Raw genomic sequence first — 21,054 nt, forward strand, 5'->3', positions numbered from 1 at the left:
AAAAACGCTCGAGCGTTTACGCAAAAGTCGCGCTATTATGCAGTCGAACGCGGTAAACACCTTTAGCATTTGCGCCGCACAGACCAGAGAGGAACCATCCATGAAGATCGGTATCGGTAACGACCACGCCGCCGTCGAGCTCAAGAACATCATCTCCGAGCACCTGAAGGAGCGCGGCTGCGAGGTCGTGAACTTTGGCACCGACACCTCCGAGAGCTTTGACTACCCCATCGCCGGCTACAAGGTGGGTAAGGCCGTTGCCAACGGCGACGTCGACCTGGGCATCCTCATCTGTGGCACCGGTGTCGGGATTAGCCTGGCTGCCAACAAGGTCGAGGGCGTACGCGCCGTTGTGTGCTCCGAGCCCTTCAGCGCCAAGCTCTCCCGCATGCACAACAACACCAACGTGCTCGCCTTTGGTGCCCGTGTCGTGGGCTCCGAGCTCGCCAAGATGATCGTCGACGAGTGGCTCGACGCCGAGTTTGAGGGCGGCCGTCACGAGCGTCGCGTTAACCTCCTCAACGAGATCGATCACACGCGCGGCCTCAAGGTCGTCGACGAGGCCTAAACCACTCAGTGCCACAAGCTAACAGCAGGGGCCCGCTCGGAACTCATGACCGAGCGGGCCCCTTCATAGATTTTGGAATAAAAGGGCGCCGCGGATGGAGTTCCGCGGCGCCCAAGCCACACGCTAACAGCTTTAAGGAGTCAAAGCTGGTTTAGCCAAAGAAGCGCTTGATCTCGATCTCGGCGTTCTCCAGGCAGTCGGAGCCGTGGATCACGTTGGCGTTGACATCGACAGCGAAGTCGCCGCGGATGGTGCCGGGGGCAGCATCAAGCGGGTTGGTAGCGCCCATGAGGGTGCGCATCTTAGCAACAGCGGAGAGACCGGAAACGACCATCTTGACGACCGGACCGCTCGTCATAAAGTCGCAGAGACCGCCAAAGAAGGGCTTGTCGGCCAAATGGGCGTAGTGCTCCTCGACGGTAGCGCGCTCGAGCGTGGTCATCTCCATGCGCTCGATGACAAGGCCGCTGCGCTCAATGCGAGCAACGATCTCGCCGATCTTGCGGTCGCGCACGGCGTCGGGCTTAATCATGATGAAGGTCTTCTCGATAGCCATAAAAGTAGCCTTTCAAGTAGGTTCGCGCGTGCCCAAGTCCCATTCCGGCACCCGCCTGGACTGCATCGTAACAGAGTTTTAGCTGCAGTTAAACAAAAAGCTGTTTATTGAAACGTTGCAATTTATTAAAGCGTTCCATATGTGTCACTTCTGTTTCGAAGCTCGATTAGAGTACCATCCGACTGCCCATCAACCGCATCGAGCAGAGCAGACGGTCGGTTGCCGCCCGCGAACGTACCCCCTTCACAACCTACCCAAAGGTCCTACAGAAGTTCTCGACAAGCCCCTCCCCCATAGCAACAAAATACGGACACCCACATCAGCAGGCGCCCGTAAAAGCAAAACGATTTATCAATAAATGGACAATGCGGCTTCAGCCAAACCTCTACTTTGCCCCGTGCCCCATCTCGACGACCTTGGTCAGCGACCCAAACACACCCTCATCGGCCGCAAGCTGCGTCTCGGCGCACCCCAACTGCACGGCAACGGCGGCAGGAGCGGTGCCGCCCTCGGTCGTACGCGCGGCGACAATCGACGGGATGTCGAGCGCCTCGGTAATGTCGCGCTCAAAGAGCGGGCTTGCCTCCTGGAACACCTCAAACGGCAGGTCCTCAAGATTGCAGCCGCGCTTCTCGCACATCAGGACCAGATGGCCCACCACGGCATGTGCCTCGCGGAACGGCAGGCCACGCTTGGCCAGGTAATCGGCAACATCGGTGGCGGCAAGGTGCCCCACGCCGCACTCGCGCGCCATGGCGTCCTCGTTGACGGTCCAAGTCGAAATCATACCGGCCATAACCGACAGGCACTGCATGAGCGTATGGGCGGTATCGAGCGCGCCCTCCTTGTCCTCCTGCAAGTCCTTGTTATAAGCAAGCGGCAAGCCCTTCATGGTTACCAGCAGCTGCACCAGGTTGCCGTACACGCGACCGCTCTTGCCGCGGATAAGCTCGGCAAAGTCGGGGTTCTTCTTCTGCGGCATGATAGACGAGCCGGTGGAGTAGGAGTCTGAAAGCGTGATAAAGCCAAATTCGGAACTCGACCACAGCACGATCTCCTCGGAAAGACGCGACAGGTGCATGGCCATGACGGAGCCGGCGTAGTGCAGATCGAGTAGGAAATCACGGTCGGAAACCGCATCGAGCGAGTTGGGAATCACACCCGCAAAGCCAAGTTCGGCAGCCGTCATCTGACGATCGAGCGGATAGCTCGTACCGGCAAGCGCGGCAGCACCCAGCGGGCAGTTGTCGGCGGCATCAAAGGCGGCCTTCAGGCGCGTAAAGTCGCGCGCGAACATCCAGGAATACGCCAGCAGATGATGCGACAGCAGCACGGGCTGAGCGTGCTGCATGTGCGTGTAGCCCGGCAGAATCACCTTGTCGTACTTCTTGGCCGCATCCACCAGCACATGGCGCAGCTCAAGATTGGCCTCCATGAGCTCCTTGGCCAGCGCCTTGACGCCCAGGCGTGTGTCGGTCGCCACCTGGTCGTTGCGCGAACGTCCGGTATGCAAGCGCTTACCGGCCTCGCCGATGCGACGCGTCAGCTCGCTCTCGATGGACATATGAATGTCCTCATCGTTGATGTCGAAGGTGAAGTTGCCGGCATCGATATCCTGTTCGATTCCGGTCAGGCCCTTGGCAATCGCCTGCTCGTCCTCGGCACTGATGATGCCCTGGGCCGCCAGCATTTTGGCATGCGCCTTAGAGCCGGCGATATCCTGCTTATAGAGATGTTTGTCGACCGACAGCGACGCGCCAAACTCCTGCGTGACCTCGGCCACGCCAGCCTCAAAACGACCGCCCCAAAGAGCCATGGAACCGTCCCCTTTCTCCAAAAACCAAAACAAGCGCCCAAAGCAATGCGCCATATCGCTAAAGCGATTTTTCAACCGCTAGTTTTACACATTCCCCACCGTGTGCGGAGCCATGTAGCTAATTTGCAAAGAAGTGACGTGCCATGCACTTGGCGCCCAACGTCTCCCTCCGGATGTTGCCCTGCGAACCATCGATCCAGGCCTTCAGGCTCATAGGGACGTCCTCGACCCTTGCAGCATCGAACTCGGGCGCGAGGGCAAGTAAAGCATGCGCGATAGCATTGAACATAATGGATACTCCTCATATATATAGGCGCAGAGCCGCCAAATTGATAGAAGGAGCCCCGCCGGACAACCCCGGCGGGGCTCGGACTCAGCCGCAGACGCGGCATCATATATGCGGGCGGAACGTAGGGGCCACCGATGTTAAGAAGTGTCAGCAAGCATAACGAAAGGTAGGGACCCCGTGCGCCCGTTATGTATCACGCGGATGGGCCGCGCGGATACCAAGGGAAGGGCCCTTAAGCCTGGGCGGCAGCAGAGCTGGGGCCCTGGACCTTTGCCCACGTCTTGAGCGACAGCGTATCGATCTCGATAAAGCCGGCACTGGCCTTCTCGTCAAACGTGGTGTCGCGGTCGTAGGTAGCCAGGCCGTAGTCGTAGAGGCTGAAGGGGCTCTTGCGGCCGACGACATGGCAGTTGCCCTTAAAGAACTTCAGACGGACGGTGCCGGTCACGAACTTCTGGGTATCGGCCATAAAGGCATCGAGCGCGTTTTTGAGCGGGCTGTACCACTGGCCGTTGTACACGGCGGTGGCCCAATCCTGCTCGAGCTTGATCTTGGTCTTGAGCAGGTCGCCCTCGACGCAGATGTCCTCGAGCGCCTTGTGGGCGGTGATGAGCGTCAGGGCTCCGGGAACCTCGTAGCACTCGCGGCTCTTAAGGCCCACCAGGCGATCCTCGACCAGATCGAGACGGCCAAAGCCGTTGTCGCCCGAAATCTTGTTGAGGGCGATGACGATCTCGGAGAGCTTCATCTTCTTGCCGTCGACGGCGACGGGCTTGCCGGCCTCAAACTCAATCTCGGTGTAGGTCGGGGTGTCCGGCGTGTCCTCGGGCTTCTTGGTCATAACCCAGGCGTCGTCGAGCGGCTCGTTCCAGGGATCCTCCAGGTGGCCGCACTCAATGGCACGACCCCACAGGTTGTCGTCGATGGAGTAGGGGTTGTCGTTGGCACCCTCGGGAACCGGCACGTTGTGGGCGTGGGCATAGGCGACCTCGTCGGGACGGCACTTCAGGTCCCACTCGCGAACCGGGGCGATAACCTTGAGCTCGGGGTCGAGGGCCTTGACGGCGGCCTCAAAACGGACCTGGTCGTTACCCTTGCCGGTGCAGCCGTGGGCGACGTAGGTCGCGCCAAACTCGTGGGCGACCTCAACAAGCTTCTTGGCAAGCAGCGGGCGAGACAGGGCGGAGAGCAGCGGGTACTTGTTCTCGTACATGGAGTTTGCTGCGATGGCTTTGGTCAGGAACTCATCGGAGAACTCGTCGCGCAGGTCGAGCACCTGGCAATCGAGAACGCCCAGGTCGAGCGCCTTCTGCTTCTTGGCATCCAGTCCGGTCTCTTCCTGGCCCACGTTGCCGCAGACGCAAACGACATCGAGATTCTTCTCGTCCTGGAGCCACTTGACACATACGGATGTATCAAGACCACCGGAATATGCGAGAACGACTTTTTCCTTGCTCATGGCTGTTTCCTTTCGCCCTTGGTAGCTAGTTAGAACATCGGTCAGTTGCAAGTCATTTCAAGGTCATATACCGTGCAATATCAGGTTAAATAGCAAAAATCAGCACATACATGCCCTAGAAACATGCAGCAATGTCGTGCTAAAACCCAACGACCTCAAAATGACTCTGTTGAGGCAATTCGCCCCATGCGGACAGAGACGATTGTTATCGTCGTCGGGAAATTGCGCGCTGGCGTCGGATGGCATTGTCTGCAGTGGTGATGATCGTTACGAACTGCATCTGCCTCTCCTTTCACGTATCGCCGGGCGCAATTCAAATATCGTAAACGGTACCTTTTACTCGGTAAGCGGTTGTTTTCCGTCTCCGTTTTCGATGGTCGCTATATTACGCTAAAGTGCCCGCAGCACAAGCGACAAATTCAAATTTCTGAAAAGTTTTTTCATTACTTTGTGAAGCGTGGTGCAAATACGCACCATTCCTGCGAAAATACGCTCGATTACATAGCAGAGGGTCATTACGCCCGAAACAATCTGGAAACGGAAAAGCGCATTTATGCAGACTTATGAATCAGACGCCAACATCGGCAACATTAAACTCATCGCCGTCGACATGGACAAGACGCTGCTGACCGACGAGCGCGTGCTGCCCCAGGGTCTCGACGAGCGTCTGGACAAGCTCGCTGACGCCGGCATCGTATTCTGCCCCGCCAGCGGACGTCCTGCCCCCAAGCTCGAGGAAATGTTCGAGGGCATTAAGAACCGCCTCGCTTTTTGTCCCGACAACGGAGCGTGCGTGATCTATCGCGGCAGCTATATCTATAAGAGTAATATCGACGTGGAGCTGTACCAGCAGGTCTTGAAGCGCGCCTCGGAGGATCCTCGCGCTGTCCCCGTCCTGTGCTGCTTCGACGAGTTCTACGTGCTTGCCCGCGACCATCAATACCATGACGAGATCAGCGTCTACTACAACACAATCAACTACGTCGATAGCTTTGAGGGCATTGATATCGAGTCCAATAAGATCTCGATCTTCTTCCCCGCCTATGATGCCGAGCCTGCATTCCGCGAGACCTATAGCCCCGAGTTCTCGGACAAGCTCTACGTCACCAACGCCGGGCGCGAGTGGATCGACTTTATGAACCTGGGCGTCGACAAGGGAGCCGGCGTCGCGCACCTGTGCGAGCACCTGGACATCGATATTGCCGACGCCGCTGCCGTGGGCGATACGTACAACGATATCCCCATGCTGGAGCGCGTCGGCCACAGCTTTATCGTTAACAATGCCGAGGAGCACATGAACGCGCATGCTAAGTGGCGTATTCCAAGCAACAACGACGGGGGCGTACTGACGCTCATCGACGCCATCTTGGCGGCTCGTTAACGTAGCTTGTCGGACCTGGCCGGGCGACGCGGGTAGGTTTTTCGTTCGGTCAGGTCCTGGGCTCGCTCGAAGGCCACATTAAGTGGCCTTCGGCTCGTGCGGAATCTACGAAAAACCTACCCGCGTCGCCCGGCCAGGTCCTAGGTTTACTTGTCTGCCGCCTAGATGGCGTCTTGGCGTCTAGATACTTGGCTGACTTTTTTGGAATGAAGGGGGCTCCTTGTTGGCAAGGAGCCCCCTTCTGCTTTTGGTTACTTTGGGGCTGTTGATACGTCTTTATTTGGCGTCGGCCCAGGTTACTCCGGTTGAGGCTTCGGCGATCAACGGTACGCGGAGGTCTACTACGTGTTCCATGACGTCTTGGACCATGGTGGTTAGGCGCTCGACTTCGTTGACGGGGCACTCAAAGTCCAGTTCGTCGTGTACCTGCAAGATCATGTGGGCGGCAAAACCCTCTTCTTCCAAGCGACGGCTTACGCGGGCCATGGCGATCTTGATGATGTCGGCGGCGGTGCCCTGCATGGGGTGGTTCATGGCCGTGCGCTCGCCAAAGCCGCGGAGTTGCGGGTTTTTGGCCTTGAGCTCGGGAATATGGCGTCTGCGTCCATACATGGTCTCGGCATAGCCCGTCTGCTTGGCGCGCGCCACCACGTTGTCGAGGAACGTACGCACACCCGGGTAGGCCTCGTAGTAGCGGTCGATCATGTCGCGCGCCTCGGCCATCGAGATGTGCAGCGACTGCGACAAACCGTAGGCCTGCTGACCGTACACGATGCCAAAGTTCACGGCCTTGGCGCGGCTGCGCAGGTCGGGCGTTACCTCGGACACCGGCACGCCAAACACGCGCGCGGCCGTCTCGGCGTGGAAGTCCTCGCCCTCGTTAAAGGCGCGCACCAGATGCTCGTCACCCGAGAGATGCGCGAGTAGACGTAGCTCGATCTGCGAGTAGTCCACCGCCAAAAAGACGCTGCCCTCGCCTGCCGAAAACGCCGTCTTGACGGTACGACCCAGCTCAGAGCGCGTCGGAATGTTCTGCAGGTTCGGGTCGCTCGAGGACAGACGTCCCGTTGCGGTAATGGTTTGGTTGTACGTGGTGTGCACGCGGCCGTCACCGCGGCGCAGCGGGCCCAACGTGTCCAGATAGGTTGACTTAATCTTGGACTTCTCGCGCCAGTCCAAGATCAGACGAACAATCTCGTGGTCACGGGCAAGCTCACTCAGCACCTTGGCATTGGTCGAATAGTAGCCGCGCTTGGTCTTTTTGAGGCCCTTGGTCGGAAGGCCCATCACATCAAAGAGCACATGCGAAAGTTGCATGGGACTGCCAATATTAAAGGTCTCGTCACCGGCAAGGTCGCGAATGCTTCGCTCGACCTCGGTGATCTGGGTCGCCAGGCCCTCGGACAGACTATGCAGACGGTCGGGGTCTACGAGCATGCCCGCGCGCTCCATCTTGGCAAGCACCGGCACAAGCGGCATCTCGATGCCATCGAACACGTTGGCGGCGTTCTCGCGGGTCATGCGATCACGCAGCGGTGCCACGAGCGCCAGCGTCAACGCTGCGGTACGGGCAGCGGGAGCAGGAGCGTTCTCGCCAGCACCTTCCGCACCGCGCGCCGCAGGCAGTGCCATCTGCAGATACGTATCGGCAAGATATGCCTCATCGAACTCGGAGCGATCGGAATCCAACAGGTAGGCGGCAACCACGGTATCGAAGATACGCGTGGAATCGGCAGCGAGCGGATCCATGAGCTCGGGCTCGGAAGAATCGATGGGCGAAAGCTCATGCAACAGCGCTTTCATATCCGGGCTCGCCACGCGGCCCTCCATAAACAGACGCGCGAGCACGCCGGCAATCACGCCATGGACGAAGTTGAAGCCCTCAACCTCAGCCGCCGCACCGTTGTCGCCCTCCTCGAGCGCGAACAGGCCCTTGGACGTCGTCAACCACAGCGTGCGCGTCAGTCCAAAGAGCGCGCCCTCTTCCTTGTCGTCGTCCACCACGGCAGCGACCCACTCGCCGGCATCAATCGCGCGGGAGACCTCAGCCGCAACGGAACCAAGCGCGTCAGCATCGCCGGCGGCTGCGCGAACCATCGAAGGTATCTCAAACACACTGGAAGCAGCAGCCCCGCCCTCGCCGCCAATCAGTGCCAAGAAACGGTTCTGCATGGCGGTGATACCAAGCGTACCCAGCGCCGCGGAAACCTCATCGGCAGAAAACGCCGGGAAGGACGTCGCCTCAAAATCGAGCTCAACGGGCGCATCGGTGCGGATGGTCGCCACCTTACGGCTCAGCAACGCGTCGTCGATGTGTGCGCGCAGGTTTTCGCCCATCTTGCCCTTGACCTCATCGGCGTGTGCGATGACCTCGTCCAGGCTACCGTACTGTGCAATGAGCGCGCTCGCCTTTTTGGGGCCGATGCCCGGCACGCCGGGGATGTTATCGGACGTGTCGCCCTTCAGACCATAAAAGTCGGGCACGAGCGCCGGCGTGATGCCGTGATACAGATCGTCCACGCTCTCGGGCGTCATGATCGCCACGTCGGACAGGCCCTTACGAGTCGAGACCACGTTGACGTGCTCAGTCACGAGCTGATACATATCGCGATCACCGGTCACCAACAGCATGTCGCAGCCGGCCTTCTCGCCCAGGCGAGCCATGGTTCCCAGGATATCGTCGCCTTCCCAGCCCTCGGACTGCAGAATCGGCACATTGAGCGCACCGAGCAGCTCCTTGATCATAGGGAACTGCGCGTGCAGATCGGGGTCCATGGGTGGGCGCTGCGCCTTGTACTGCGGCAGCATCTCCATACGCACGCGCGGCTTGCCCTTGTCAAACGCCACAACGACTCCATCGGGGTTAAAGGCGTCGATCATCTTGAGAAACATGTTCAAAAAGCCAAAGATCGCGTTGGTGGGGCGACCGTCCGGCGCGTTCATGGTGGGCGGCACGGCGTGGAAGGCGCGGTGCATGAGCGAGTTGCCGTCGATAACGGCAAAAGTGCGGCGCTTGTCAGACATATTGAATACCTCGCTTTGGGCTGGGCACGGTTTGCTCACTCCAGTTTACACGCTCCCCGCCCCGCGGCCACCGCACATCAGGCTTCCCTGCCGCCGCGGGCCCGCGCGTGATACGATGGCTCACGGTACATCAACCAGCACGATCGATCCGAAAGGAGCCTGCGTCATGGAGCGTCCCTGCGCATGGAAAAAGTACACGCCACAGCAGATCGAGGAGCTCGAGGAGCTTTGCCGCGGCTACAAGCAGTTTTTGAGTGAGAACAAGACCGAGCGCCTGTGCGTCAAGACCGGTATCAAGATGGCCGAGGAGGCGGGCTACGTCAATCTGGAGACCGTGATCTCCGAGGGCCGCGCGCTCAAGGCCGGCGACAAGGTGTACGCCGCCAATCACGGCAAGGACCTTATGCTCGTCAACCTGGGCACCGCCCCGCTCGAGCAGGGCTTTAACATCCTGGGCGCCCACGTGGACTCGCCGCGCCTGGACCTCAAGCAGAACCCCGCCTTCGAGGCCGGCGACATGGCCTACCTCGACACGCACTACTATGGCGGCGTCAAGAGCTACCACTGGGTCGCTTCCCCGCTCGCACTCGTAGGCGTCATCTGCAAAAAGGACGGCACCACCGTCGACATCAACATCGGTGACAAGGCTGACGACCCGGTCTTTACCATCTCCGACCTGCTTATCCACCTCTCGAGCGAGCAGATGTCCAAGCCTGCCAAGGACGCCGTCGACGCCGAGATCCTCGACGTGATCGTGGGCGGCCGCCCCGTCAAGTTTGACGAGGACGACAAGGACGCCCCCAAGGAGCCCGTCAAGCAGATGTTCCTGGACATCCTCAAGGAGCAGTACGACGTCGAGGAGGAGGACTTCCTCTCCGCCGAGATCGAGGTCGTGCCCGCCGGCCCCGCCCGTGACATGGGCCTCGACCGCTCCATGATTCTGGGCTATGGCCACGACGACCGTGTCTGCGCCTATCCGTCCATGCTCGCCCAGATCAACGTCGCCAACGTGGAGCGCACGAGCATCACACTCATCGTCGACAAGGAGGAGATCGGTTCCGTGGGTGCCACCGGCATGACGAGCCGCTTCTTCGAGAACACCGTCGCCGAGATCATGACGCTCGCCGGCGAGGATAGCCCGCTGGCCCTGCGCCGCGCGCTCGCCCGCAGCCGCATGCTCTCCTCTGACGTGTCCGCCGGCTTCGACCCGGGCTACGCCGGCAAGTTCGAAACCAAGAACGCAGCCTTTATGGGTCGCGGCCTGTGCTTTAACAAGTACACGGGCAGCCGCGGCAAGGGCGGCTCTAACGACGCCGACGCCGAGTATGTGGCCCTCATCCGCGACATCATGGACGAGGCCGGCGTGGACTTCCAGACCTGCGAGCTCGGTCGCGTCAACGCGGGCGGCGGCGGCACCATCGCATACATCATGGCTAAGTACGGCATGAACGTCATCGACTCTGGCGTTGCCGTCCTGTCCATGCACGCCCTGTGGGAGGTCGCTAACAAGGCCGATATCTACGAGGCCTATCGCGGCTACAAGGCCTTCATCGAGCGCGCGTAACCAACCCTTCATCAGTTGCGGTGAAATACAGACTAAACTGGCCCATAAACGGCCAAAACAGACCGTATTCCACCGCAACTTCCTTTTTGGCAGAGGAGAGTCCATGCTGCAGGTCGTCATTTCGCCCGCCAAGCAGATGCGCGCGGCCCAAGATGCTTTTGAAGTCCTGGGCATTCCACCCTTTGCGCGCGAGACGGCTCGCCTCCACCGCGCACTGCTAGATATCGAGCGGAATGAAGGCAGCGACAGCCTGCAGGCGCTATGGAACGTGAGTGACAAACTGCTGGGGCCTTGCCTCAACACCCTGCATGAGTTCGGGCCCATCCTGAAAAACGGCGATCTCGACAATCCCGCACTCGCCTGTCACCTCTCCCCTGCCGTCATGTCCTACCACGGCATTCAATACCAGAGCATGGCGCCCGAGGTGATGGATTCCGCGCAGCTCGCATGGCTGCAAAGCCACCTGTGGATCCTCTCTGGCCTCTACGGGTGCGTTCGCCCCTTTCATGCCGTCGAACCATATCGGCTGGAGATGGGCGCGAAGCTCGCCGTTGACGATGCCCGAGACCTCTATGCGTTTTGGAGCGACAAGCTCGCGCGGGCTATCGCCCCGGCAGGCTCAAACACCACGATCGTCAACCTCGCCAGCGTAGAGTACGCCAAAGCCGTTCTGCCCCATCTCGCGGGCGACGCCACGGTCGTCACGTGTCTCTTTGGCGAAGGCATCCGCAACGGCAAGCCCATCCAGCGCTCGACCGCCAGCAAAAAGGCACGTGGTTCCATGGTGCGCTGGATGGCAGAAAACAAGCTCGAGGATGTAAGCGGGCTCACCGCGTTTGACGTTGGTTATCGTCACTTTCCCGAGCTTTCAAATAAGAACACTTTGGTCTTCCTGAACGAACAGACCTTGTAGGACCACCGCTACTTTTGAATGTGCTGCCTAGGCACGGCGTCTATTCCGCCAAGCCGTCGGCTTTGGCAACTTCGTTTGTCGAGCCATCTTGGTAGGTAATCTTAACGTGCTCTACCTCGGACACCGCAACACCCGATGGGGGCTCCAAGCGCCATTCCGTCAGCGCGATATCCATCGTCGTGGGCACATCCCCTTGATCTTTGAGCTCGACCGACAGCGTCTTAAGCGACGCATCGAAGGTCACGCGCTCGATCTCTTCACCAGGAATGGAACCGCCGCTCAGCTGCAGCTGGACAAATCCATCGCGCGGATACCAATAGTCGCCCGGCGCGGCAACGGTATTGCCACCCGCGACCTTCACCGTCATTATCGGTAGGCTATCATCAGCCTCGAACTCCCATGCAGCGCCGCCGCGACCACCAAACGTCCAGATACAAACGGCAATCACCAGCACGGCAAGCACCGCAAAACCAATCGCGACAAGGCCATGGTGCGCACGGCTTTCCTCGGCCGATACATCCCATTGCGTCTCTCGATATAGATGCTTGTCTTCCATGTTCGCCTCCCCACAGGCACGCTCGTTAGGCCAATCGTACCCATTCGAGCTATACTTGAGCCCATTACATAAACGGGGAGCTTGCAGGACAAGACGGCAGGCTGAGACTGGGCGCGCCCGCCCTGACCCGCAAACCTGATATGGGTAATGCCAACGAAGGGAGCCGTGCCAATGAGCACACAGACCGAGCCCAAGCTCGTCACGCAAATCGACTTCGCCCGCGCCGGGCAGATCACGCCGCAGATGAAGGAAGTCGCCGAGCGCGAGCATCGCGACCCCGAGTACATCCGCGAGCGCGTGGCCGACGGCCGCATCGCCATTCCCGCCAACATCGTGCACATCAAAAAAGGCATGCGCGCCTTTGGTGTCGGCGAGGGCCTGTCTACTAAGGTCAACGTCAACCTGGGCATCTCGGGCGATAAAGCCGATGCCGCCGAGGAATGGAAGAAGGTCAAGATCGCCGAGGACTTTGGCGCCGACGCCATCATGGACCTTTCCAACTCGGGCAAGACGCGCCAGTTCCGCCAGCAGCTCATCGACGAGACGCCGCTCATGGTGGGCACCGTCCCCATGTACGACGCCATCGGCTACATGGAAAAGCCGCTGGTCAAGCTTACCAAGGATGACCTGTTCGAGGTCGTGCGCGCGCACGCCGAGGACGGCGTGGACTTTATGACCATCCACTGCGGCATCAACAAGTCGGTCACCAAGACCTTTAAGGAGACCGGCCGCTTGATGAACATCGTGAGCCGCGGCGGCTCGCTGCTGTTTGGCTGGATGGAGGTCACCGGCAACGAAAACCCCTTCTACGAGTACTTTGACGAGCTGCTCGAGATCTGCCACGAGTACGACGTGACGATTTCGCTCGGCGACTCCTGCCGCCCGGGCTGCCTCTACGACTCCAACGACGCCACCGAGACCGCCGAGATGATCGAGCTGGGCAAGCTGTGCAAGCGCGCTTGGGCCGCCGGCGTCCAAGTCATGGTCGAGGGCCCGGGTCACATGGCGCTCGACGAGATCGCCGCCAACATGAAACTGCAGAAGCGCCTGTGCCACAACGCCCCGTTCTATGTGCTCGGGCCGCTGGTGACCGATATCGGCGTGGGTTACGACCACATCACCGCCGCCATCGGCGGCGCTATCTCCGCCAGCTCCGGCGCCGACTTCCTGTGCTACGTGACGCCGGCCGAGCACTTGTGCCTGCCCAACGCCCAAGACGTGCTCGATGGCCTCATGGCCACTAAGATTGCCGCGCACGCCGCCGATATCGCCAAGAAGGTGCCGCACGCCCGCGACATGGACGACAAGATGGGCCAGGCACGCCGCAAGCTCGACTGGGACTCCATGTGGAAGTGCGCGCTCGACCCGGTCACCGGCAAGAAGCGCTACGAGGAGTCCCCCGCCGCCACCGAGGGCACCTGCACCATGTGTGGCAAGATGTGCGCCGTCCGCACCGTCAACAAGGTGTTCGAGGGTACGACGATCGATCTCGGCATGGAGGACTAACTCGTCACCGGAGCCACAATCAGTAACATGGTGTTCGTCAATTGTTGACGTGTGAACATTTGCTTACATTTGCGTAAAGATTGCATCGCCCGCCCGGGTTCGACATAGAGTCGGCCCGGGCATCTTTATAATGCGGGGTAAAAGACCCATTTGAATCCGACCGGACAAGGGAGCGAACATGGATCGCAGTAAGGTACCAGCCGTTCTATCCATCGCAGGATCCGATTCCAGCGGCGGCGCCGGCATTCAGGCAGACATCAAGACCATCACGGCGCACCGCCTGTATGCCGAGACGGCAATCACTGCCATCACGGCGCAAAACACACTGGGCGTTACCGCCGTGCAGAATATCTCCCCTGATATCGTCGCTGCGCAAATTGATGCCGTCTTTGACGATATTCGCCCGAGCGCCGTCAAGATCGGCATGGTCTCCTCTGTCGAGATTATCGAGGTTATCGCCGACCGCCTGAGCGCCTGGAACGCGACAAACGTGGTCGTCGACCCCGTCATGGTAGCCACCTCGGGCGCACGGCTGATTACCGAAGATGCCGCCGAGGCGCTCACCCGCCGCCTGTTCCCACTAGCAACCGTCATCACGCCCAATATTCCCGAGGCCATGGCCCTGCTTGACTACGAGGTCGACTCCGAGCGCACACAGCAAAATGCTGCCATGCTCCTCACCCGCCGCTTTGGTTGCGCATCCCTCGTTAAGGGTGGGCATCTTGTCAACGAGGCCAACGATGTATTGGCCGAACCCGCGCCACTCGATGACGAGGGCAACCACCTGGGCGATCCGCTCACCACGTGGTTCCGCCACAAGCGCATCGAGACCGGCAACACGCATGGCACCGGCTGCACGCTCTCGTCCGCCATCGCCTGCGCGCTGGCACAGGGCATGGATCTTGCCGACGCCGTCAACGCCGGCAAGGCCTACCTAACCGGCGCTATCGCCGCCGGCCTGGACATGGGCAAAGGCTCCGGCCCCGTCAACCACATGTGGCAGTATTAAGATTCGCAGCCCAAAACCACCGCAAAGGGGACAGGCACCTTTGCGGTGGTTCCCACAAACATCTCGATCTGTAACAGTTAGAGCCCATTTTTCGGCTCACCTGTTACAGATCGAGACATTCAAATTCCGCTGAGAAGATAATCTCGATCTGTAACAGCAACTCGGCAAAATCGACCCTAGATGTTACAGATCGAGACAAACGACCGATATCGACCTAAATAATCTCAATCTGTAACATCTAGCCCGTCTTCGGCCTTAGAACTGTTACAGGTCAAGACAAACAAACGAAACAAGCCACCGCAAAGGAAACTTTTGTGGTGGCTTGGGGCCGTGCTACTCACCGAGCATCTCTTTGAGCTTGGCTGCCACGGCGTGACCCAGGCTCTCGTGGCTTTCGGGCATCATATGCAGATAGTCGATATCGCCCGGCTCGGCAAACTCGGCGGCATTCAAAAAGTCGCAGCCAAACTGCTCGGCCACGTGCGCATAGTACTCGCCAAAATGCTCAGATGCCTCAACGGAATGCTCGTCAAAGTCGGTCATATACACATCGGCGATCTGCGGCTTGATCTTGATAGGAGCCATCAGCAGGATGCGCGGGCAAGGCGCAGCGTCGGTCCACGGAAACGCGCGGACGGCGCGAATCAGCGCCATGGCGCCACGGGCGATATCGGAAGCTGTCACGTTAAAGACCGTCTTACAGTCGTTGGTGCCCAGCATGATCACAATGGCGTCCAGCGGCTTATGGGCCTCGAGCAGCATCGGAAGCGCGCGAATACCGTTGAGGTTAGTGTCCAGATGGCACATGTCGTCGCGTACCGTCGTGCGGCCGTTGAGGCCTTCTTCAATTACATGCCAGCCCTCGCCTAAGTCACGTTGGACCACGCCACACCAGCGCACATCCTGCGCATAGCGCACCGCGGTACCGTCGCGCATGCCCGCCGGATCGTAACCATAGGTGTTGCTGTCACCAAAGCATAGAACGTTTTTCATCGTAAGCTCCCCACTCAATAAAAAGCCGACGGGAGCAGCCCCCGTCGGCTCGGTATATCGCATCACGCGCACCGTTTACAGGTACTTGCGCCAGTCGTCGTCATCCTCGTCATCCTCGGCAGCGGCCTGAGCCTGCTCGGCGGCACGGGCGGCTGCGGTGCGGGCGGCAACCTGAGCATAGGACTCCTCGTTGCGCTCGGGGAAGTTTGCCAGCACGTGCTCGAACTTGGCGAAGTCCTCGTCCCAGCGCGTAGAGGGCACGGCAAAGAAGACCTGCTTGACCTTGAAGTCGCCCGACGCGAGCTCCTTGCGGAAGAGCTCGGCCACGGCCTCGGCATCAAAGCCGTTGTTGTCGCAGCCCCAAGCACCCAGCACGAGCTTCTCGCGACCAAGCTCATCGCAGATGGCGAGCACAAAGCGAATGCGGTCGCGCAGGGCATCCAGCAGAGCATCGTCGCTCACGCGATACTCCTGGCGGGCGCGCCTAACGTTGGGCGCGGCGGCCACGATCACGTCGGCGTATGCATGCACGTGGTTGCGGTCGAAGCGCACCGCAGGCACCACCAGGGCGCGGTTACGATAGAGCTCGCAGTTGATGTTGCGGCGACGGTTCTCGCCGTACCACTTACGCTGCCTATCGAGAACGTTGTACAGATACGAATCGGCGCACAGCGTGGCCTCCTGGCCCAGATAACCCTGAATATATCCACCGCCCGGATTGGTAAACGAGGCAAAGGCGAGCACGGCCATGTCGCAGAACTGCGCATAGCCGCGACCGTTATCGAGGATTGCCTGCGTGGCGGAGGCATCAAGCACAGTGACCTCGGGCAGGACCGGAGCGGGCTCCTCAGCAGGCGCGGACTCAGCTTCGGCGATTTCCTCGGCAGGCTCCTCGACGGGCTCGGGCGCCGCCTTGGTCTCGGGCGCCGCCTCGACCTCGGTAGTCTCCGCGTTCTCGACGTCCTCGGCGACCTGCTCTTCGGCGGCCACAGCACTCTGAACCTTGGCCTTCATCGCCGCGACAAAGCCGGCAGGCATACCGTCAAACTCGCGAACACCGGCGAGCGAACGCTCGATATCCTTGGCGCACGCTTCGGACACAGTTGCCACGTGACGCTCGGCGGCCTTGGCACGGGCCTCGCGCTTGGGATTGGGCTGACCCGCTCGGTTGGACCTGCGGTTACGGTTCCTGTTGTCGACGTCTGCCATACGTGGCCACCTTTCCTGTCGCTGCCGCTATCGGCTTTTCCCATCCATGATACCCCGCCGCGTACAAAAAAGACGGCCCCGAAGGACCGCCTTTCACATCGTTTTACCGCGTCCGACAAGAAACGCTGCAATCCCCCGCGCTAGTCGCGACGACCGAGGATGTTCAGGATGCGCAGGAACACGTTGATGATGTCCACGAACAGGCTGGATGCCATGAGCACGGCGTTGGGCAGCGTGGGCGGCACCGTCGTTGCCACATAGGTGTCGTAGCCGATGAAGCCGGCAAACACCACGATCACGATCAGGTCGGTGATGGACTGCGAAACGCCCATGAACATCAGCACGATCTCAACCAGAATAGTGGCGAGCAGAATGCCAAAGCCGATGCCATATACGCGCTGGAAAAACTTGGGGAACGTCACGCCCAAGGCGCCAAAGACAAAGGTGATGGCGGCCGTGGCGATAAAGGCAGTGTTGATGGTAGGCAGGTCGTAGTTGGCAAGGCCAAACGACGCGGTCAGGCCAAAGGTACTCGCAAAGATTACGTAGCCCACAAGGGACAGGCCCACGGACTGCTTGCCCGCAGCAGCCGACATCATGACCATGCCGACGATGGTTAAAATAAACGAGCCAAAGACCAGCGGTAGGGCGGCGCCGCTCATCATCATGCGCGCAAACGACATGGTGCTCGTAAAGTAAACACCGGCGCCCATGGCGCAAAAGCCCAAAAAGATCAGAGCAGACATGACAAGGTTGTACGCGCGCGGCGACATCTCCTTGGCACGGCTTGCGCCGGTCTCGATGGGGCCATTCTGATAGCCCTGGATATCGTTCATAATTTCGTCCTTTCAAAAAGCACCGCGACGGCGCCGTAGCTGACAAGTTTCCTGCCATTGTACCCGAACGCCACGCGTTCTTACCTGCGGCGCTCGCTCTCGAGTGTTCGGTCGAACGCCCACACCCACCAACGCATCACGTGTGCCTGCGAGCCATCCGCCCGCTCGCGCGTCTGGTCCTCCAGATACAACTCGGTCGCGTGCCCGCCAAAACGCACCTTATAGGTTGCCGTACGAATGCCGTGAACCGTCAGGCCAAACCCAGTGGTCGAGACAATCTCGTCAATCGTAAAGCAACGACCGTCGACCCAGCAGACGGTGACCGGCACGACCTGTCCGCCCGCGAGGATGCGAGCCACGACGTCCACATACTGCTTGTGCACGCGCCGAGTTTTGCCATCTGTCTGTCGATATTCCATGCCTCCTATTATCGAACGCATGTTTGCATGTTGTAAAGCGAACAGGCTGTGGTTTTGGGGTGTTGGGGCGCGCGCACGTGTCCTCATGGTGTGTTAGCAAAAAGAACACCCACGGTCAACAGGGCTAATATTCATTTTTAGTGCCAAAAAATTCACTGCTCCCATCAGAACTCGGTAAAGAAACCCGCAGGAGGTGATACGATTTATCATGTTTCTGTAACGTGCCTGCAAACTTCGAGAAAGCCCATATATGGACGTAACGTTCTCAACCTTCCTCGGCCAACTTGTGTCGAACCCAGTCCTTGCCGTCACCGTGATCCTCGCGCTCGGCGCCATCTTCGTCAATGGATGGACCGACGCACCCAACGCCATCGCGACCTGCGTCACTACGCGTTGCATGCCCGCCCGCGCCGCTATTCTCATGAGTGCCGCATTCAACTTCCTTGGCGTGCTCATCATGACGCACTTTAACGCGAGCGTCGCCAACACCATCTCCCATATTGTCGACTTTGGCGGAAACAGCACCATGGCGCTCGCCTGTCTGTGCGCGGCGCTGTTCTCCATCGTCGTCTACGGCGCCACAGCGTCGCGTTTTGGCATCCCCACCTCGCAAAGCCACAGCCTTATCGCCGGCCTGACCGGTGCCGCCATCGCCCTCGGCGGTGCGAGTAGCGTCAACGTCCACGAGTGGATGAAGGTCATCTACGGCCTGGCGCTCTCCATCGGTCTGGGCTTTGTCATGGGCTGGGTCCTGTGCAAGCTCGTCTCGATTCTTTTCGCCGCCGCCAACAGGCGACGTGCCAATGTCTTCTTTAAATACGCTCAGATCGCGAGCGCTGCGGCCATGAGCTTTATGCACGGCGCGCAGGATGGACAGAAGTTCATCGGCGTGCTCTTTTTAGGCGTGGCCTTTGCCAGCGGCCAGACGAGCGTCGGCGATGCCGGCATCCCCATCTGGATTATGCTGCTATGCTCGGCCACCATGGGCATCGGCACCAGCGTGGGCGGCGAGCGCATCATCAAGTCCGTTGGCCAGAGCATGGTCAAGCTCGAAAAGTACCAGGGCTTCTCCGCCGACCTGGCGGGCGCCGCGAACCTGCTGCTTGCCACCCTTACCGGCATCCCCGTGTCCTCCACGCACATCAAGACCTGCGCCATCATGGGCGTCGGTGCCGTCAAACGCCTCTCGGCCATCAACTTCGGCGTCGTCAAGGACATGATGTTCACCTGGTTCTTCACCTTCCCCGCCTGCGGACTCATCAGCTTTGTCATGGCCAAGCTGTTCATGATGTTCATCTAGTCAAACCGAACGTCCATCCGGACCGTAACACCTCGCCCACCCGTCTTCGCCTCGAAAGGACCCACTCATGGCAAAGAAACCCGATTCGTTCTACTTTGACAACTACGTCGCCTGCGCCGACCTTGCCGTCCAGGCCGCCGAGCTGCTCACCAAGATTTTCGAGAACTTCGATCCTGCAAAGATTCACGATATGCTCGACAAGATGCACGCGATCGAGCATGCGGCCGACAAGAAGCACCACGAGCTCGAAGACGCCTTGCTCACCGCCTTTATCACCCCGCTTGAGCGCGAGGACCTGGACCTGATGAGCTGCTCGCTCGACACCGTGCTCGACCGTATCGAGGGCGTCGTGCAGCGCGTCTACTTCACCAACATCCAGAGCATCCATCCCGATGCCATCGTGATCGCCCACAAGGTGACCGACGCCTGCCGCGCCATGAAAGACCTGATGGTCGAGCTGCCTAACTACCGCAAGTCCAAAACGCTGCGCGAGCTCGTCATCCAGATCAACACCATCGAGTCCGAGGCCGACGAGCTCTATATCAACGCCATGCGTAACCTGCACGTTAACGGCAAGGACCCGCTCGAGGTCATCGCTTGGCGTGACGTGTACGCCTTCCTGGAGTACTGCGCCGACTGCTGCGAGAATGTGGCCGATGTCGTGGATTCGATTGTCATGAAGAACAGTTAATTGGGGGTACATGTCCCACCGGTCGCGGGCCCGGCCACTAATAACCTTTTTCACTCCGGCTGCAAGCAGAGTCGTTCAAAAGGTTATTAGTGGCCGGGCCCGCTCCCTTATGCACCACCATTGGGAACTTTGGCTGATAGATTTAGCGCGACGGGGGTTTGGCTGAAGGGACCTTTGGTATCCGTTCGGACACTTTGGCCCTTGATGAGCGTTTGGCTGATTGCTGCTTTGGGTACTCTTTGGGTTACTTTTGGTTTGTTTGATTTTTAATTTTAGGAGGGCTTGTATGTCTTATTTGGATCTGGCTCGTGGTCGGTATTCTTGTCGTTCTTTTGAGGACCGTCCTGTTGAGCAGTCGGTAGTGGATGCCATTGTTGAGGCGGGGCGGATTGCTCCTTCTGCTTGTAATAATCATCCAGCCCGTGTGATGGTGCTGGATACGCCTGAGCTTCTGGAGAAGGCTGCTGCTTGTCAGCCTCGGTTTGCTCGTGATGGGTCCATCTTTGGGGCTCCGCTTGTCTTCCTTATTTGCAGCGTTACCGATGATGCTTGGGTGCGCCCGTATGACCAGATGAATTCCAGTGAAATCGATACGTCCATCGTGTGCGACCAGATGATGATGGAGGCCACCGAGCAGGGCCTGGGAACGTGCTGGGTATGCCATTTTAAGCCTGAGGTGGCACAGGAGCAGTTCAACCTGCCCAAGGGCGTCTATCCCTATCACATGCTCGTCTGTGGCTATCCCGCCGACCACATCGCCGATCCCGAGCATCGCGAGGCCCGCACCATTCCCCTCTCCAACTTCCTCCTCAAGTAGTTTTTAGACATACCTTAGAATCTACCTTTTACCACGCGCCCTTCGCCGAGTTCTGTCCTATCGCATGCAGAGCTCGGCGTTTTGTTTCCCAACCCGTATACAGCCACAAAAAAGGAGCCCGCAGGTGCGAGCTCCTCTTAAGGACACT

At 59.5% G+C, this 21,054-nt stretch carries 19 protein-coding genes; 9 read left to right on the forward strand and 10 right to left on the reverse strand.

Annotated features, from left to right (window positions below):
* Positions 1-100: 100 nt before the first annotated feature.
* A complete protein-coding gene (rpiB, locus tag ACESSC_RS03550; protein ID WP_006234151.1) occupies positions 101-568 on the forward strand; it encodes a ribose 5-phosphate isomerase B in 468 nt (155 codons plus the stop codon).
* Between the two features lie 151 nt (positions 569-719).
* On the opposite strand, the gene ndk is transcribed toward rpiB, so the two are convergent.
* The 4 genes from ndk to ACESSC_RS03570 form a co-directional block, all read right to left on the reverse strand.
* Complete coding sequence (gene ndk / locus ACESSC_RS03555) at positions 720-1,124, reverse strand: nucleoside-diphosphate kinase (RefSeq protein WP_006234152.1); 405 nt, start codon at positions 1,122-1,124, stop codon at positions 720-722.
* Between the two features lie 385 nt (positions 1,125-1,509).
* Positions 1,510-2,940, reverse strand: a complete 1,431-nt coding sequence (gene argH, locus ACESSC_RS03560; RefSeq protein WP_373161252.1) for an argininosuccinate lyase — start codon at positions 2,938-2,940, stop codon at positions 1,510-1,512.
* A gap of 118 nt (positions 2,941-3,058) precedes the next feature.
* Positions 3,059-3,229 (reverse strand): hypothetical protein, encoded by a 171-nt coding sequence (locus ACESSC_RS03565; RefSeq protein ID WP_158550218.1) that lies wholly within the window; start codon positions 3,227-3,229, stop codon positions 3,059-3,061.
* A gap of 232 nt (positions 3,230-3,461) precedes the next feature.
* The gene (locus ACESSC_RS03570; RefSeq protein ID WP_373161254.1) at positions 3,462-4,688 is read right to left on the reverse strand and encodes an argininosuccinate synthase; all 1,227 of its coding nucleotides are present in this window, start codon (positions 4,686-4,688) and stop codon (positions 3,462-3,464) included.
* A 553-nt stretch (positions 4,689-5,241) separates the two neighbouring features.
* On the opposite strand from ACESSC_RS03570, the gene ACESSC_RS03575 reads away from it, so the two are divergent.
* On the forward strand, positions 5,242-6,069 hold the full coding sequence (locus ACESSC_RS03575) for a Cof-type HAD-IIB family hydrolase (protein WP_373161256.1): 828 nt from the start codon (positions 5,242-5,244) through the stop codon (positions 6,067-6,069).
* Between the two features lie 276 nt (positions 6,070-6,345).
* On the opposite strand, the gene polA is transcribed toward ACESSC_RS03575, so the two are convergent.
* A complete protein-coding gene (gene polA, locus ACESSC_RS03580; RefSeq protein WP_373161257.1) occupies positions 6,346-9,093 on the reverse strand; it encodes a DNA polymerase I in 2,748 nt (915 codons plus the stop codon).
* A 166-nt stretch (positions 9,094-9,259) separates the two neighbouring features.
* Here polA and ACESSC_RS03585 point away from each other — a divergent pair, with 166 nt between their 5' ends.
* Both ACESSC_RS03585 and ACESSC_RS03590 read left to right on the forward strand, forming a co-directional pair.
* Positions 9,260-10,657 carry an aminopeptidase gene (locus ACESSC_RS03585; protein WP_373161259.1) on the forward strand — a complete coding sequence of 466 codons (1,398 nt, stop codon included), beginning with the start codon at positions 9,260-9,262 and terminating at the stop codon, positions 10,655-10,657.
* Positions 10,658-10,760: 103 nt separating this feature from the next.
* Positions 10,761-11,570 (forward strand): YaaA family protein, encoded by an 810-nt coding sequence (locus ACESSC_RS03590; RefSeq protein ID WP_117647252.1) that lies wholly within the window; start codon positions 10,761-10,763, stop codon positions 11,568-11,570.
* Between the two features lie 40 nt (positions 11,571-11,610).
* On the opposite strand, the gene ACESSC_RS03595 is transcribed toward ACESSC_RS03590, so the two are convergent.
* Positions 11,611-12,126, reverse strand: a complete 516-nt coding sequence (locus tag ACESSC_RS03595) for a hypothetical protein (RefSeq protein ID WP_117736398.1) — start codon at positions 12,124-12,126, stop codon at positions 11,611-11,613.
* A gap of 171 nt (positions 12,127-12,297) precedes the next feature.
* Here ACESSC_RS03595 and thiC point away from each other — a divergent pair, with 171 nt between their 5' ends.
* Both thiC and thiD read left to right on the forward strand, forming a co-directional pair.
* Positions 12,298-13,632 (forward strand): phosphomethylpyrimidine synthase ThiC, encoded by a 1,335-nt coding sequence (gene thiC / locus ACESSC_RS03600; protein ID WP_118094085.1) that lies wholly within the window; start codon positions 12,298-12,300, stop codon positions 13,630-13,632.
* Positions 13,633-13,810: 178 nt separating this feature from the next.
* Positions 13,811-14,641: a bifunctional hydroxymethylpyrimidine kinase/phosphomethylpyrimidine kinase gene (thiD, locus tag ACESSC_RS03605; RefSeq protein ID WP_373161261.1), complete on the forward strand. Its 831-nt coding sequence runs from the start codon at positions 13,811-13,813 to the stop codon at positions 14,639-14,641.
* A gap of 333 nt (positions 14,642-14,974) precedes the next feature.
* Here the strand turns inward: thiD and ACESSC_RS03610 are convergent, their stop codons facing one another.
* From ACESSC_RS03610 to ACESSC_RS03625, 4 genes are all read right to left on the reverse strand, one after another.
* Positions 14,975-15,634, reverse strand: coding sequence for an SGNH/GDSL hydrolase family protein (locus tag ACESSC_RS03610; RefSeq protein ID WP_158548957.1), 660 nt, complete (start codon positions 15,632-15,634; stop codon positions 14,975-14,977).
* Between the two features lie 75 nt (positions 15,635-15,709).
* On the reverse strand, positions 15,710-16,843 hold the full coding sequence (locus ACESSC_RS03615) for a TIGR02452 family protein (protein WP_373161262.1): 1,134 nt from the start codon (positions 16,841-16,843) through the stop codon (positions 15,710-15,712).
* A 140-nt stretch (positions 16,844-16,983) separates the two neighbouring features.
* Positions 16,984-17,679, reverse strand: coding sequence for a Bax inhibitor-1 family protein (locus ACESSC_RS03620; protein WP_373161263.1), 696 nt, complete (start codon positions 17,677-17,679; stop codon positions 16,984-16,986).
* Positions 17,680-17,759: 80 nt separating this feature from the next.
* Positions 17,760-18,098 carry a hypothetical protein gene (locus ACESSC_RS03625; protein ID WP_147327487.1) on the reverse strand — a complete coding sequence of 113 codons (339 nt, stop codon included), beginning with the start codon at positions 18,096-18,098 and terminating at the stop codon, positions 17,760-17,762.
* Between the two features lie 250 nt (positions 18,099-18,348).
* Between ACESSC_RS03625 and ACESSC_RS03630 the strand changes: the two genes are divergently transcribed.
* The 3 genes from ACESSC_RS03630 (at position 18,349) to ACESSC_RS03640 (ending at position 20,906) form a co-directional block, all read left to right on the forward strand.
* Complete coding sequence (locus tag ACESSC_RS03630; RefSeq protein WP_055251696.1) at positions 18,349-19,398, forward strand: inorganic phosphate transporter; 1,050 nt, start codon at positions 18,349-18,351, stop codon at positions 19,396-19,398.
* Between the two features lie 67 nt (positions 19,399-19,465).
* Positions 19,466-20,089, forward strand: a complete 624-nt coding sequence (locus tag ACESSC_RS03635) for a DUF47 domain-containing protein (protein ID WP_055251695.1) — start codon at positions 19,466-19,468, stop codon at positions 20,087-20,089.
* Between the two features lie 286 nt (positions 20,090-20,375).
* Complete coding sequence (locus ACESSC_RS03640; protein ID WP_089571592.1) at positions 20,376-20,906, forward strand: nitroreductase family protein; 531 nt, start codon at positions 20,376-20,378, stop codon at positions 20,904-20,906.
* Positions 20,907-21,054 lie beyond the last annotated feature (148 nt).

The organism is Collinsella aerofaciens (assembly GCF_964243765.1).
GTDB lineage: Bacteria > Actinomycetota > Coriobacteriia > Coriobacteriales > Coriobacteriaceae > Collinsella > Collinsella aerofaciens_BU.

Bases quoted from the DNA above. Each gene is read 5' to 3' on its own strand.
- argH (WP_373161252.1), bottom strand. From the start codon at position 2,940: ATGGCTCTTTGGGGCGGTCGTTTTGAGGCTGGCGTGGCCGAGGTCACG.
- thiD (WP_373161261.1), top strand. From the start codon at position 13,811: ATGGATCGCAGTAAGGTACCAGCCGTTCTATCCATCGCAGGATCCGAT.
- ACESSC_RS03585 (WP_373161259.1), top strand. From the start codon at position 9,260: ATGGAGCGTCCCTGCGCATGGAAAAAGTACACGCCACAGCAGATCGAG.
- ndk (WP_006234152.1), bottom strand. From the start codon at position 1,124: ATGGCTATCGAGAAGACCTTCATCATGATTAAGCCCGACGCCGTGCGC.
- ACESSC_RS03570 (WP_373161254.1), bottom strand. From the start codon at position 4,688: ATGAGCAAGGAAAAAGTCGTTCTCGCATATTCCGGTGGTCTTGATACA.
- thiC (WP_118094085.1), top strand. From the start codon at position 12,298: ATGAGCACACAGACCGAGCCCAAGCTCGTCACGCAAATCGACTTCGCC.
- ACESSC_RS03590 (WP_117647252.1), top strand. From the start codon at position 10,761: ATGCTGCAGGTCGTCATTTCGCCCGCCAAGCAGATGCGCGCGGCCCAA.
- ACESSC_RS03615 (WP_373161262.1), bottom strand. From the start codon at position 16,843: ATGGCAGACGTCGACAACAGGAACCGTAACCGCAGGTCCAACCGAGCG.
- ACESSC_RS03610 (WP_158548957.1), bottom strand. From the start codon at position 15,634: ATGAAAAACGTTCTATGCTTTGGTGACAGCAACACCTATGGTTACGAT.
- polA (WP_373161257.1), bottom strand. From the start codon at position 9,093: ATGTCTGACAAGCGCCGCACTTTTGCCGTTATCGACGGCAACTCGCTC.
- ACESSC_RS03620 (WP_373161263.1), bottom strand. From the start codon at position 17,679: ATGAACGATATCCAGGGCTATCAGAATGGCCCCATCGAGACCGGCGCA.
- ACESSC_RS03635 (WP_055251695.1), top strand. From the start codon at position 19,466: ATGGCAAAGAAACCCGATTCGTTCTACTTTGACAACTACGTCGCCTGC.
- ACESSC_RS03565 (WP_158550218.1), bottom strand. From the start codon at position 3,229: ATGTTCAATGCTATCGCGCATGCTTTACTTGCCCTCGCGCCCGAGTTC.
- ACESSC_RS03625 (WP_147327487.1), bottom strand. From the start codon at position 18,098: ATGGAATATCGACAGACAGATGGCAAAACTCGGCGCGTGCACAAGCAG.
- rpiB (WP_006234151.1), top strand. From the start codon at position 101: ATGAAGATCGGTATCGGTAACGACCACGCCGCCGTCGAGCTCAAGAAC.
- ACESSC_RS03640 (WP_089571592.1), top strand. From the start codon at position 20,376: ATGTCTTATTTGGATCTGGCTCGTGGTCGGTATTCTTGTCGTTCTTTT.
- ACESSC_RS03630 (WP_055251696.1), top strand. From the start codon at position 18,349: ATGGACGTAACGTTCTCAACCTTCCTCGGCCAACTTGTGTCGAACCCA.
- ACESSC_RS03595 (WP_117736398.1), bottom strand. From the start codon at position 12,126: ATGGAAGACAAGCATCTATATCGAGAGACGCAATGGGATGTATCGGCC.
- ACESSC_RS03575 (WP_373161256.1), top strand. From the start codon at position 5,242: ATGCAGACTTATGAATCAGACGCCAACATCGGCAACATTAAACTCATC.